Source organism: Bacillus sp. 22-7 (assembly GCF_010628845.1).
In the GTDB taxonomy this organism is placed as follows: domain Bacteria; phylum Bacillota; class Bacilli; order Bacillales; family Cytobacillaceae; genus Cytobacillus; species Cytobacillus firmus_B.
Genome location: NZ_NJQY01000023.1, coordinates 50,887 through 63,932, shown reverse-complemented (window position 1 = coordinate 63,932; position 13,046 = coordinate 50,887). Strand labels below are relative to the sequence as shown.

The 13,046-nt window shown below is 46.2% G+C and carries 12 protein-coding genes; 10 read left to right on the top strand and 2 right to left on the bottom strand.

Features of this window, described 5'->3' with window-relative positions; genetic code table 11:
• The first annotated feature begins 316 nt into the window (after positions 1-316).
• The 5 genes from CE058_RS17200 (at position 317) to CE058_RS17180 (ending at position 4,581) form a co-directional block, all read left to right on the top strand.
• Entirely contained in the window at positions 317-769 is a 453-nt protein-coding gene (locus tag CE058_RS17200) for a YwiB family protein (RefSeq protein ID WP_035328037.1), read from the top strand.
• On the top strand, positions 756-2,423 hold the full coding sequence (argS, locus tag CE058_RS17195; RefSeq protein WP_163144304.1) for an arginine--tRNA ligase: 1,668 nt from the start codon (positions 756-758) through the stop codon (positions 2,421-2,423). The genes CE058_RS17200 and argS overlap by 14 nt, the downstream gene beginning before the upstream one ends.
• A gap of 128 nt (positions 2,424-2,551) precedes the next feature.
• Entirely contained in the window at positions 2,552-2,731 is a 180-nt protein-coding gene (locus CE058_RS17190) for a XapX domain-containing protein (RefSeq protein ID WP_035328032.1), read from the top strand.
• A gap of 374 nt (positions 2,732-3,105) precedes the next feature.
• On the top strand, positions 3,106-4,008 hold the full coding sequence (locus CE058_RS17185; RefSeq protein WP_048009500.1) for a DMT family transporter: 903 nt from the start codon (positions 3,106-3,108) through the stop codon (positions 4,006-4,008).
• A 24-nt stretch (positions 4,009-4,032) separates the two neighbouring features.
• Positions 4,033-4,581, top strand: coding sequence for a cysteine dioxygenase (locus CE058_RS17180; protein ID WP_163144302.1), 549 nt, complete (start codon positions 4,033-4,035; stop codon positions 4,579-4,581).
• Positions 4,582-4,610: 29 nt separating this feature from the next.
• On the opposite strand, the gene uvsE is transcribed toward CE058_RS17180, so the two are convergent.
• A complete protein-coding gene (gene uvsE / locus CE058_RS17175) occupies positions 4,611-5,567 on the bottom strand; it encodes a UV DNA damage repair endonuclease UvsE (protein ID WP_048009452.1) in 957 nt (318 codons plus the stop codon).
• Between the two features lie 30 nt (positions 5,568-5,597).
• A complete protein-coding gene (cls, locus tag CE058_RS17170) occupies positions 5,598-6,800 on the bottom strand; it encodes a cardiolipin synthase (RefSeq protein WP_048009451.1) in 1,203 nt (400 codons plus the stop codon).
• A 257-nt stretch (positions 6,801-7,057) separates the two neighbouring features.
• On the opposite strand from cls, the gene CE058_RS17165 reads away from it, so the two are divergent.
• The 5 genes from CE058_RS17165 (at position 7,058) to CE058_RS17145 (ending at position 13,010) form a co-directional block, all read left to right on the top strand.
• Positions 7,058-9,169: a (Fe-S)-binding protein gene (locus CE058_RS17165; protein ID WP_048009450.1), complete on the top strand. Its 2,112-nt coding sequence runs from the start codon at positions 7,058-7,060 to the stop codon at positions 9,167-9,169.
• Positions 9,170-9,489: 320 nt separating this feature from the next.
• Positions 9,490-10,677: an acetyl-CoA C-acetyltransferase gene (locus CE058_RS17160; RefSeq protein ID WP_048009449.1), complete on the top strand. Its 1,188-nt coding sequence runs from the start codon at positions 9,490-9,492 to the stop codon at positions 10,675-10,677.
• Positions 10,678-10,683: 6 nt separating this feature from the next.
• On the top strand, positions 10,684-10,941 hold the full coding sequence (locus tag CE058_RS17155) for a hypothetical protein (protein WP_163144300.1): 258 nt from the start codon (positions 10,684-10,686) through the stop codon (positions 10,939-10,941).
• 38 nt (positions 10,942-10,979) lie between these two features.
• Positions 10,980-11,831 carry a 3-hydroxybutyryl-CoA dehydrogenase gene (locus CE058_RS17150; RefSeq protein WP_048009447.1) on the top strand — a complete coding sequence of 284 codons (852 nt, stop codon included), beginning with the start codon at positions 10,980-10,982 and terminating at the stop codon, positions 11,829-11,831.
• A 48-nt stretch (positions 11,832-11,879) separates the two neighbouring features.
• Complete coding sequence (locus CE058_RS17145; protein WP_048009446.1) at positions 11,880-13,010, top strand: acyl-CoA dehydrogenase; 1,131 nt, start codon at positions 11,880-11,882, stop codon at positions 13,008-13,010.
• Positions 13,011-13,046: the final 36 nt, after the last annotated feature.

Sequence of the window (13,046 nt, the reverse complement as noted above, 5' to 3'; positions counted from 1 at the left end):
AACGCCTACCCCCTCGAGGTCACAAACTTGTCTAGTTGCGGCTCCTAGGGACTCGAGACATAAGCTGATCCCTTCCAGAAGGAAAGAACACCTTCTTGCAGGGCTCGTCTTATGCTTGTCGTCCCTGGACAGTCGCCTTCACTTTTCAGGCAATCCTCCCAAAAAGGCAAAGGACGCCTTTCCGTGAGGCTCGTCTTGTGCTTGTCGGGGGTGGGCAAGGCGCTTCCGCTTTTCTTCCTGTCACCAGCTTCTTGCACTTTCCCCATCAAGTATTTATACTTATATAGTTATATATGATGAAAAGGATGTGTTGCCGTTGTCCAGTCGCTCAGCGGAACAAATGCCTGTGAAGATTAATGTGAAGACAGATATTCGCAGTGGAGGCAGCAAAGAGACTTTTGAATTGACTGCTTTTGGCCGATACTATATAAAAGATTCCGCCCGTTTCCTTCAGTATGATGAAGTGATGGAAGAGGGAACAGTAAAGACGATTATAAAAATGTCCGATGCAGACGGGCTGATTTTACGAAGCGGCGCCGTGAAAATGAGGCTCCCTTTCAGAATGAATAAAAAGCTCCGCGGCAGCTACGAGACGCCGTATGGAGTGTTTGAGATGGGTACGGTGACCAAGCGGATGGCCCATCAATATGACGGCGAATCCGGCGAAGGTTCGATTGATATTTTATACGACCTGAAAATGCAGGGATCCCAGGCAGGTACATACCATTTGGCGATTACGTTTGAGGAGGAGAACAATGAACATAGTTGAGCAGGTGCAAGGAAAATTAAAGCAGGAAATTAAGGATGCGGTTGTGAAAGCCGGTTTGGCAGCGGAAGAGCAGATTCCCGATGTGATTCTTGAAATCCCGAAGGAAAAGTCGCATGGCGATTATTCCACGAATATGGCGATGCAGCTGGCGCGAGTGGCAAAAAAGGCGCCAAGAGTGATTGCAGAAGAGCTTATTGCTTCTTTTGACAGCTCAAAGGCTTCCATTGAAAAAATTGAAATCGCCGGACCTGGCTTTATCAATTTTTACATGAATAACGCTTATCTGACTGATCTGATTCCGGCCGTTCTGGAAGCAGGAGATCAGTACGGAGAAACAACAGTCGGCAACAATCAGAAGATCCAGGTGGAGTTTGTTTCCGCTAACCCGACAGGGGACCTGCATCTGGGACATGCCCGCGGCGCAGCTGTCGGCGACTCCCTATGCAACATCTTAGACAAAGCCGGCTACGATGTTTCCCGTGAGTACTATATCAATGATGCCGGCAACCAGATCAACAATCTGGCTCTATCAGTTGAAGCCCGTTATTTCCAGGCTCTTGGCTTAGATAAAGAAATGCCTGCTGACGGCTATCAAGGCGAAGACATCATCGGCATCGGCAAAAAGCTGGCTGATGAGCACGGCGATAAATATGTCAATGCGGATGAAAAAGAGCGTTTTGACTTTTTCCGTGAATACGGCCTGAAATATGAAATGGCGAAGCTGAAGCAGGACCTGGAAGACTTCCGCGTTCCATTCGATGTCTGGTATTCGGAAACATCCCTTTACCATAATGGCAAAATCGACACAGCCCTTCAGGCATTAAAGGATAACGGCCACATTTACGAGGAAGAGGGCGCAACATGGTTCCGCTCCACCACTTTCGGTGATGATAAAGACCGTGTCCTTATTAAAAATGACGGCTCTTACACGTATCTGACTCCAGATATCGCTTACCATAAAGACAAGCTTGAAAGAGGCTTTGAAAAGTTGATCAACATCTGGGGTGCTGACCACCATGGCTACATTCCGCGCATGAAGGCGGCCATCCAGGCTCTTGGTTATGACCGTGATGCGCTTGAAGTCGAGATCATCCAGCTTGTACATCTGTACAAAAACGGCGAAAAAATGAAGATGAGCAAACGTACCGGCAAAGCGGTAACAATGCGTGACCTTGTAGAAGAAGTAGGACTGGACGCAACACGCTATTTCTTTGCGATGAGAAGCGCAGATACACATCTTGATTTTGACCTTGACCTGGCTGTATCCCAATCTAATGAAAACCCTGTTTACTATGCTCAGTACGCACACGCTCGTATTTCCAGCATCCTGCGCCAGGGTGAAGAGCAGGGCATGTCTGCTGAAGCGGCAGATTACTCCCTGATTTCTGCGGAAAAGGAAATCGACGTTCTGAAGAAGATCGGTGAATTCCCGCAGTCTGTCGGCGAAGCAGCGCAAAAGCGCATGCCGCACAGAATTACGAACTATATTTATGAACTGGCTTCATCTTTCCACAGCTTCTATAATGCTGAAAAAGTATTGGATGCGGAAAATCCGGAAAGAACGAAAGCACGTCTGGCACTGATCAAAGCGGTTCAGACTACTTTGAAGAACTCCCTAAAATTAATTGGCGTATCTGCTCCGGAAAAAATGTAATGGTGGAAGCTGGCACTTATTGGTGCCGGCTTTTTTCATGTTTTAGACGAAAAAGGGGAAGCTAAAGTCATATGTTTAAGGGTATAGTGAAACTGGTAAAACATAGTAAGCCATTTTAGGAGGGTCTCATGAAAATCGTTCTATTATCTATTCTTACAGGATTTGTAGTCGGATTCGTTTTTGCTTTCATGAAGCTGCCGATTCCCGCACCTCCAGCGCTTCCCGGGATTATGGGAATTGTAGGCATTTACCTCGGGTTTAAAGCCTATGAAGTGGTTCTGCCTTGGCTGCAGGGGATATTGAGATAGATTGGGAAAGGATGTCCACGTGAGTTGCGGGCATCCTTTTTGTCTAAATGTGAACTTTGCAAATAGATCCGGAATGTTTGCAAATAACCCTGGGAAATCAGCAAATAGATCTGGAATGTTTGCAAATAACCCTGGGAAATCAGCAAATAGATCTGGAATGTTTGCAAATAAACCTTGAAAATCGGCAAATAGATTCGGAAAACTGCAAACAAACTCATCAAACAAACAGAAATCCGGACAGCAAACCAGCCAAATCAGCAGTCAAATCATAAATTTAGGAACTAACCTGTCAAAACTGCCAAAAAAACACCGCATGTTACATCCGGACGAGCATATCATGGTAAAAACCCCTTCCGGAAAGGACAGGCCCGCCCATGAAGCCACAGTTTGCAGCCTCACTTTATGCAACCATTTCGATCAGTTTTTGGGGAGTCTCTTTTGTCTCCACCAAAGCTGTTTTGGATAAGCTGGACCCTTATACATTAATCATGCTCCGGTTTGCTATCGGAGCGGCTTTTCTGCTCCTGGTACTTCTTTTGAAAAGATATCCGCTCCGGATTCCGCTTAAATATATTCCCCATTTAATTGTTCTCGGTGTACTTGGCGTTTTCATCCATCAGGTCATCCAGGTCACAGCCCTAGAGACGATAGACGCCTCCTCAGCGGGATGGATTATTTCTTTTTCACCTGTTTTTACCGTGCTTCTCTCCATGATCTTTCTTCATGAAAAATTGACATTCCTTAAGACACTGGGCATTATAACTGCAATTTCCGGCGTGCTCATGGTAACGGGAGCGAGGAGCGGTCAGACGCTGGGATTTGCTTTAAATATAGGATATTTCCTCATGATTCTAAGTACACTGAATTGGGCCGTATATTCCATCCTGGTAAAAAAACTGCACATTAAGCTGCCTTCCCTTGTGGTCACTTTTTATATGAGCCTGCTTGGATGCATGCTGACAATTCCCTTTTTATTGAGAGATAGAGGATGGGAGAAATTCCATCTATTAGCTGGTTCTGAATGGGCCCATATAATGTTTCTGGGCATATTTGTTTCAGGGATCGGCTACTGGTACTGGTCCAAGGCGCTCGATGTTTTGGAAGCCTCCAAGGTATCCATGTTTATCTACATGGAGCCGTTATTTACCCTTATGGCGGCCATTCTTCTGCTTCGTGAAAAAATTTTCTTCATAAGCATCATGGGCGGAATCATAATTATTATAGGGGTGATCATGGTGAATGGTCAGCTGAAATATTTTTCATGGAGGAAACGATAATCCACTTGAAAGGGGAGTCGTTTTATGAGCTTGAATGAACGGTTTCAAAGCATTTTGGCTTTTTTAAAATCACCTTCTGCAGATGAACTAAAAATAGCTTTGGCCTCACTGAATATCAAGCTTGAGGACCTGCTTCCACACTTGCAGCCGGCAGATGGAAAACCCTATTACCGCAAGCTTCTCTATCAAAATGATGAAGTGGAGCTGCTCGTTATGAACTGGTCGGATATCGAATGCGCCCCGCATGATCATGGAAACTCAAAAGGATGGATTCAAGTGTTAAACGGAGATTCGGAAAACACTGTTTTTGAAGTGAGGGAAGACGTCCCAATTGAGCTTTTTGCAGAGGTTAAGTCCCAAGGCTCCTTCTTTTTTGCGCCTAAAAAAGGTGTGCACAAAATGAAGAGCGCAGGCAGGGAAAACCTTGTCACACTGCACCTTTATTCACCTCCGATTACGAGTATGAGGGTGTACGACCTGGAAAAATGTGCAGCCTGTGTAGTCTCTGAAGACTGCGGAGCCTGGTGGCCGGAGGAGCAGAGACAGAAGGTAAGGGAAATTCAGTTAAAATAAAAAGGCGTTCCGCACATGGAACGCCTTCATTATTTCCACTCTACTTCCGCTCCGCCGATCCTTTTCACCCCGCGGATACTGCTGATATCCTCTGTCAGCTTAAGTGCAGCCATGTCCTTGGCTTTCGCCTCGATCATAAAATCGACATCCTGATTAAAGGTTTTCAGCAGGTCGAGAAGGGGCCGGATAAAATCCAGGTCAACATAGTCGGCATGGGACCGAAAGGCCTTTTCCGATTTGGGCGAGGAAATATGAATTTTCGGCTTGAGTCCTGTTTTGCCCCATGTCTGATAAATCTCCGGAAGAATTTCTTCCAGCGGGCGGGTGCTTAGGTTCGCCATATGGTGATGATAATCGAATACAAGAGGGATGTTTTCCTTCTGGCAGGCCAGGAGCGTTTCATCCGCGTTATAGGTTTTATCATCATTCTCGAGTGTCATTTGCTCTTTGATATGAGACGGCAGCATCTTCAGATTTTCATGGAACCGTTCAATGGTCGAGAGCTTATCTCCGTAAGCCCCTCCAATATGAATGTTGATGACGCTTTTCTTTTCAACACCCATGGCCTCAAACATCCGGTAATGGTATTCCATATCTTTAACTGCATTCCGGGTCACATCCTCGCGCGGCGAAGTGAACAGGGTGAATTGATTGGGGTGAAAGCTCACGCGGAGATCATGTTTTTTAATCAAATCGCCAATCTCAAGCCATCTTTCCTTAAAGGGGGTGACAAAATCCCATAAAACCTCCGGATGGGTGGCCAGAGGCACGATGGAGCTTGAGAGCCGATACAGCTGAATTTCATGTGCGATATTAAAATAAAGCATTCTTAACGTATTTTGCAGATTCACTGCTGTGACGGCCTTCAGCTTATCCAGCCTTTCCTCCTCAGGCAGCTGCTGATAGCGTGTAAAGGTTAATGTCCTTGCAGGAGATGCCTCCCACAAGCTGATCGCATGGGAAACATACCCCAGTCTGATTTTCAATTTGCAGCACCTTCTTTATGCCGGCCTCCTTTACAGGAAACTTGCCACAGAACGGGCAAGCATCTCCTTAAATGTCCGTAAAGGATCCAGCCGGTTTAATTCTTTAAGCGTCAATCTCTTTGCATTTAGTATGTCTTTGTCTACAACAGCCCGGATCTGCTTTATGAACTCTTTGTCATAAATAAAGCAATTGATTTCATAATTTAAGAACAGGCTCCTCTTATCAAAATTGGCTGTTCCGACATCACTGATTTCATTATCGATAATAATCGCCTTTGCATGGTAAAAGCCCTTTTTGTACTCATACACATAAGCGCCTTCTTTTATCAAGGTTCGCAGATATAAATATGATGCTTCTTTTACAAGAATATGATCTGTCACGCATGGGACGAGAATCTTGACTGTGACGCCGCGTTCCAGGGCATGGAGCAGATCCTTAAAAAGTCTTTTGCCCGGAATAAAATAGGGGGTACCAATCGTAATGCTCGTTTTCGCATTCCGTATTAAGGAGGAGAAGCTTTCTTCCAGAAAAGCTCCTTTATAAGCCGCAAACTGATGCCGGTATTCACCGGCATGAAGCTCAGGAAAATAGACGCTGTTTGCGAGCAGGTCGGTCTTCGTTGCTTTATACCAGTCAATCAGAAACTCTCTTTGCAGATCCTGCACACCTTCGCCCCAAAACTTTAAATGGTAGTCACGCCACGGATTCAGCTTTTTATCCTGATTGATGTATTCTTTGCCGATATTAAAACCGCCGCTGTAACCGACCTTCCCGTCAATAACAGTAATTTTTCGATGGTTCCTGGCCTGAAATGAATAAAAGAGAAAAGGCAGCTTTGGCACATGGGCAAACGAAAACTTGATGCCGCTGCTCTTCAGTTCCTTGACGGTTTTTCTTTTGACAGGAAAGCTTCCGGCCCAATCCAGGAGAAGACGGACTTCCACTCCTTCTTTTGCTTTACCCATTAATATGGTTAAAAACTCCTTGCTGATTTTATCATCCTTCACAATATAAAATAAAACATGAATGTGCTTTTGAGCTTTTTTAAGCTCGGAAAATAAGTTTTCAAACAAAGCAGGCCCGTCTGCAAACAGCTCCATATCAGACTGCCGGATAGGGCATGCGGTCCGCTCCAGCTTTTTCATATGGCTTTTCCGGCCCCATGTAAAATCGATATAGAGCCACAGGAATATGATGAGTAATACGGCCATAATGATATTCCAGACAGTCATTGCGATCTTCCTCTCGACAGGGTTTTCCCGTTAGTATTTCCTGCCGTGCCATTTCTATCATGGATTCTTGCCAAACAGGGAGGACTTTTCCTCTTTAAAAAAGAAATTAATAAATGGAAATAATAAAATTTTTCGAACAAGTTTTAAGAAAAGTGGTTGACTGAATGCTCATTCATAATATAATGGGAGTAAGAGTAAATTCAGAAAATTATACTGTTTTTTAAATTTTCTAAGATGAAGAAAGGAGCACCATGCCCATGAACGGATTATTATGGATCAACTTAATTGCATTCCTTCTTGTAACCGCTTACTCTATCAGCCTGTTTGTCTATGTTGTAAAGACGCGGATTGAATATATTAAGCTTGGCAAAAAGGTGGAGTTTGACGGCAAGGTGAAAGAGCGCCTTGAAAAGATCTGGGTCAATGTTTTTGGCCAGAAAAAGCTTTTAAAGGATAAGAAAAGCGGCATCATTCACGTGATGTTTTTCTACGGCTTCATTCTTGTCCAATTCGGAGCGATTGATTTTATTATAAAAGGAATTAAGCCAGGTGCACACCTCCCGCTTGGACCTTTATATCCCGGGTTCACCTTTTTCCAGGAAATTGTGACCCTTACGATCCTTGTTGCGGTAATCTGGGCTTTCTACCGCCGTTATGTGGAAAAGCTTGTCCGCTTAAAGCGCGGATTCAAATCAGGTCTCGTCCTTATTTTTATAGGAGGTCTCATGCTTTCCGTCCTGCTTGGCAATGGAATGAGCATGATCTGGCATGGCCATGAAGGAACCTGGACAGAACCGGTTGCTTCCCTGATTGCCGGCGGATTCTCATGGATGGGTGAAACAGCCTCAATTGCTGTCTTTTATATCGCATGGTGGATTCATTTATTATTCCTGCTTGCATTCCTGGTGTATGTCCCTCAATCCAAGCACGCTCACTTAATCGCCGGACCGGCCAACGTATATTTCAACCGTTTGGACAATCCGGGGAAATTAAAGGCAATCGACTTTGAAGATGAATCACAGGAAAGCTTTGGTGTCGGAAAGATTGAAGATTTTACACAGCATCAGATGATTGACTTCTATGCGTGTGTGGAATGCGGACGCTGTACCAATATGTGTCCGGCAACCGGCACTGGAAAGATGCTTTCGCCGATGGATTTAATCCTGAAATTGCGTGATCATTTAACAAATCACGGTGCTGCTGTCACGTCGAAGCAGCCTTGGGTGCCGACATTCGCTTTTTCCAACACGAAAGGCAATCAGCTTGCCCTTGCAGCTGCCGGCCAGGGTGCAGAAGAAGCTGCAGCTGGCCTTGCATACAGCCCAAGCCTGATTGGCGAAGTCATTACAGAAGAAGAAATCTGGGCTTGTACGACTTGCCGAAACTGTGAAGACCAATGTCCGGTAATGAATGAACATGTTGATAAAATTATCGATCTGCGCCGCTACCTTGTGTTAACTGAGGGTAAGATGGACGCTGACGCACAGCGCGCCATGACAAATATCGAGCGCCAGGGCAATCCTTGGGGACTGAACCGCAAGGAGCGTGAAGACTGGAGAGAAGCACGTGAAGATGTTCATGTGCCGACAGTGAAGGAAATGAAAAAGGCGGGCGAAGAGTTCGAATACTTATTCTGGGTTGGTTCCATGGGCTCTTACGACAACCGCAGCCAGAAGATCGCTCTTTCCTTTGCGAAACTGATGAATGAGGCCGGCGTCAAGTTCGCCATCCTTGGCAACAAGGAAAAGAACTCCGGTGACACGCCAAGACGTCTTGGAAACGAGTTCTTGTTCCAGGAGCTTGCCACTAAGAATATTGAAGAGTTTGAGAAGAATGAAGTGAAGAAGATCGTCACGATCGATCCTCATGCCTACAACATCTTTAAAAATGAGTATCCGGATTTCGGATTAGAGGCAGAGGTTTTTCACCATACTGAAGTTCTTGCCCAGCTTGTGGAAGAAGGTAAGCTGAAGCCGCAATATGCTGTGGAAGAAACGATTACCTTCCATGATTCCTGCTATCTGGGACGCTACAACGAGGTGTATGATCCTCCGCGAGAAATCCTTAAGAGCATCCCGGGCGTCAAGCTTGTGGAAATGGAAAGAAACCGCGAAACCGGCATGTGCTGCGGAGCGGGCGGCGGCCTGATGTGGATGGAAGAAGAAACCGGACACCGCATCAACGTATCACGCACAGAGCAGGCATTGGCAGTAAATCCATCCGTGATTAGTTCAGGATGTCCATACTGCTTAACCATGCTGTCTGATGGAACGAAAGCGAAAGAAGTGGAAGAACAGGTTCATACGTACGATGTTGCTGAAATTCTTGAAAAGTCTGTTATAGGTGAAAGCCGAAATGTAGCATCCTAATATATTGAAAGCGGAAATTGAAGCACAGCCAAAATTCCTGTAATGCATTTTGACGAAAAATGTTTTTGCCTGAATTTTGTGTAAAGTGTTTCAATTTCTGCTATTTTTCTAGTAAAATAGAAAATGATAAAGCGCTTACAATTTCGCCGGGTGACTGAAGATCGGGTAAATCCTTTTGTCGCAGTCTTTTCGAGCGAGCGTTCAGTCAGCTAAAGCACCTTCACAAACATAACTTCAGCAAGAACAGCTTCATAGACCCAACTTTTTTCTAATCAATTTTTCGAACATTTTAAATTAATAGTACAAAGGAGCGATTCTTTATGGGGAAAACCGTAATTCTTAGCGGAGTAAGAACACCTTTTGGAAAATTTGCAGGCGGTCTCAGCAGCTTTACAGCTTCTGATCTTGGCGGATTTGCAGTTAAAGAAGCGCTGAACCGTGCCGGCGTTAACCCGGAGGATGTTGACGAAGTGATTCTCGGAACCGTTCTCCAGGGAGGACAGGGGCAAATCCCTTCACGCCAGGCTGCCAGAAAAGCAGGCTTGCCATGGGAAGTGAAAACAGAAACGATCAATAAAGTGTGTGCTTCCGGAATGCGAAGCGTCACATTAGGAGACCAGATCATCCGTGCGGGTGACGAGGAAGTCATCGTTGCCGGCGGCATGGAGTCCATGAGCAACGCGCCATACATTTTGCCAAAAGCACGCTGGGGCCTGCGCATGGGTGATTCATCGGTCAAGGATTTAATGGTTCACGACGGTTTAAGCTGCAGCTTCACAGGCGTCCATATGGGAACGTACGGAAACTCGACAGCGAAAGAATTCGAAATCAGCCGTGAAGAGCAGGACAACTGGGCGATGAGAAGCCATGAACGTGCGCTTGCTGCAATCGAATCCGGCAAACTGGCAGAAGAAATCGTACCTGTGGAAGTTCCGCAGCGAAAAGGGGAACCGGTCGTTGTTTCTCAGGATGAGTCTCCCCGTAAAGATACTTCTTTAGAAAAGCTCGCCAAGCTCGGATCTGTTTTTAACTCCGACGGAACGATCACTGCCGGTAATGCGCCTGGCGTCAACGACGGAGCAGCAGCATTGGTATTGATGAGCGAAGAACGTGCAGAACGCGAAGGCAAAAAACCGGAAGCTTATATTCTCGGCCATACAGCTCTTGCTGTGGAAGCCAAAGACTTCCCGCAGACACCGGGCCTTGTCATTAATGCTCTTTTGAAAAAGACAGGAAAAACCCTTGAAGAGATTGATCTATTTGAAATAAATGAAGCATTTGCAGCCGTGGCACTTACAAGCGGAAAAATTGCCGGCCTTGATGCTGAAAAAGTAAACGTCAACGGCGGGGCCGTGGCTCTTGGCCACCCAATTGGCGCGAGCGGTGCAAGAATTATTCTGACCCTGATGCACGAACTGAAGCGCCGCGGAGGCGGAATCGGCATTGCGGCTATCTGCAGCGGCGGCGGCCAGGGCGATGCGGTGATGATTGAGGTTCCGAAGCAATAATCTGCTTTGGTAAGGCGGCTGCTTCACGGAAAAAGCCGTCTTACCGGACAAAAAATCGGTGCAGCGGCCCATTTATCGGCCCAAATCAGGTATTTACCGGCCATGCGGATAAAACGCCCGGCGGAACGAACATTTACCGGCCTAAATTGGCTATTTACCGGCCGATTTTATAAAAATACCGGCCAAGAAGCAGAATTTACCGGCCATATCAGCAAAAATACCGGCCAAACAGAGAAACGATTTGGGCAATTGATCATCTATTAGTAATTTACCGGTCAAACCCAAGAACGGAGGATACAAAAATGAACGTAAAAAACATTATGGTAATCGGTGCTGGACAAATGGGTTCAGGAATCGCACAGGTTTGTGCTCAGGCAGGCTATAGCGTCATCTTAAATGACTTAAAGCCGGAGTTTGTGGAACGCGGCCTTGCTGTGATTAAAAAGAATCTTTCCCGCCAGGTGGAAAAAGAGCGCATGACAGCGGACGAGATGGAAGCAGTACTGAAAAATGTAACCGCTTCAAGCAATCTTCAGGACGCCAAAAACGTAGAGCTCGTCATCGAAGCAGCGGTTGAAAACATGGAGATTAAAACGAAGATTTTCAGCCAGCTGGATGAAATTGCACCAGAGCATGCGATTCTGGCAAGCAACACGTCATCCCTTCCGATTACAGAAATCGCAGCAGCAACCAAGCGTCCGGAAAAAGTAATCGGCATGCATTTTATGAACCCGGTGCCGGTGATGAAGCTTGTGGAAATCATCCGCGGCCTTGCGACTGCTGACGAAGTGTACCAAACGATCGAAGACATCACGAAGACACTCAAAAAAGTGCCGGTAGAAGTAAATGATTTCCCAGGATTTGTATCCAACCGCATCCTGATGCCGATGATCAATGAAGCAATCTTCACGCTTTACGAAGGGGTCGCGACAAAAGAGGCCATTGATGAAGTGATGAAGCTTGGCATGAACCATCCAATGGGACCGCTGACTTTGGCAGACTTCATTGGCCTGGACACATGCCTGTATATTATGGAAACCCTGCATGAAGGCTTTGGCGATGATAAATACCGCCCATGCCCGCTGTTAAGAAAATATGTAAAAGCCGGCTGGCTTGGCAAGAAGACAGGCAGAGGCTTCTACGTTTACGAATAAACCATTAGCCTTGGCCATCAGACCCAGGCAGCATCGGAGGGTATACAAATGAACCTGAGATTTACTGAAGAGCAGGAAATGATGAGAAAAATGGTGCGCGATTTTGCTCAAGCAGAAATCGCCCCTTTTGTTGAAAAGATGGAGCAGGGCGAGTTTCCAAGGGAGATTCTCCGCAAAATGGGCGAGCTTGGCCTGATGGGGATTCCCATTCCTGAAAAATACGGCGGATCGGAAATGGACTTTACCTCTTATATTATCGCCATCCATGAACTGTCCCGCGTAAGTGCGACGGTTGGAGTTATTTTATCGGTCCACACATCGGTTGGAACAAACCCAATCCTTTATTTCGGTACGGAAGAGCAAAAGCAGAAATATATTCCGAAGCTTGCTTCAGGCGAGTATCTCGGCGCTTTTTGCCTCACAGAACCGAGCGCAGGCTCGGATGCCGGAAGCTTAAAGTCCCGTGCGGTAAAAAACGGAGATCATTATGTCATTAATGGTTCAAAAGTGTTCATCACGAATGCCGGCGAGGCCGACGTCTATATCGTATTTGCTTCCACAAATCCGGAGCTTGGCAGCAAAGGCATCTCCGCTTTCATTGTCGAGAAGGATACGCCAGGCCTTGTGTTTGGAAAAGATGAGCACAAAATGGGTCTGCACGGCTCCAGAACATTGCAGCTGACATTTGAAGATATGCGGGTTCCGGCTGAAAATCTCCTCGGCAATGAAGGAGAGGGCTTCAAGATTGCGATGGCTAATCTGGATGCCGGACGGATCGGGATTGCTTCACAGGCACTTGGAATTGCAGAAGCAGCTTTTGAAGCAGCCGCGGGTTATGCAAAGGAACGTGTACAGTTCGGCAAGCCGATCGCTGCTCAGCAGGGTGTCGGCTTTAAGCTTGCAGACATGGCAACAAGCGTTGAAGCAGCAAAACTATTAATCTATCGCGCAGCAGATATGCGTCAGCGCGGCATCAAGTGCGGACTCGAAGCCTCCATGGCAAAGCTGTTTGCATCCAAAACGGCAGTGGACGTGACAACAGAAGCCATCCAGGTATTCGGCGGCTACGGCTACACAGAGGATTACCCGGTTGAGCGCTACTTCCGCGATGCAAAAATTACCGAAATCTATGAAGGCACAAGCGAAATTCAGCGGATTGTCATCAGCAAACAGCTGTAAAGCAGCCTTTTTATAAAAAAGTTAACGAATCCATAT

Bases quoted from the DNA above. Each gene is read 5' to 3' on its own strand.
- argS (WP_163144304.1), top strand. From the start codon at position 756: ATGAACATAGTTGAGCAGGTGCAAGGAAAATTAAAGCAGGAAATTAAG.
- CE058_RS17190 (WP_035328032.1), top strand. From the start codon at position 2,552: ATGAAAATCGTTCTATTATCTATTCTTACAGGATTTGTAGTCGGATTC.
- CE058_RS17185 (WP_048009500.1), top strand. From the start codon at position 3,106: ATGAAGCCACAGTTTGCAGCCTCACTTTATGCAACCATTTCGATCAGT.
- CE058_RS17180 (WP_163144302.1), top strand. From the start codon at position 4,033: ATGAGCTTGAATGAACGGTTTCAAAGCATTTTGGCTTTTTTAAAATCA.
- cls (WP_048009451.1), bottom strand. From the start codon at position 6,800: ATGACTGTCTGGAATATCATTATGGCCGTATTACTCATCATATTCCTG.
- CE058_RS17165 (WP_048009450.1), top strand. From the start codon at position 7,058: ATGAACGGATTATTATGGATCAACTTAATTGCATTCCTTCTTGTAACC.
- CE058_RS17160 (WP_048009449.1), top strand. From the start codon at position 9,490: ATGGGGAAAACCGTAATTCTTAGCGGAGTAAGAACACCTTTTGGAAAA.
- CE058_RS17150 (WP_048009447.1), top strand. From the start codon at position 10,980: ATGAACGTAAAAAACATTATGGTAATCGGTGCTGGACAAATGGGTTCA.
- CE058_RS17145 (WP_048009446.1), top strand. From the start codon at position 11,880: ATGAACCTGAGATTTACTGAAGAGCAGGAAATGATGAGAAAAATGGTG.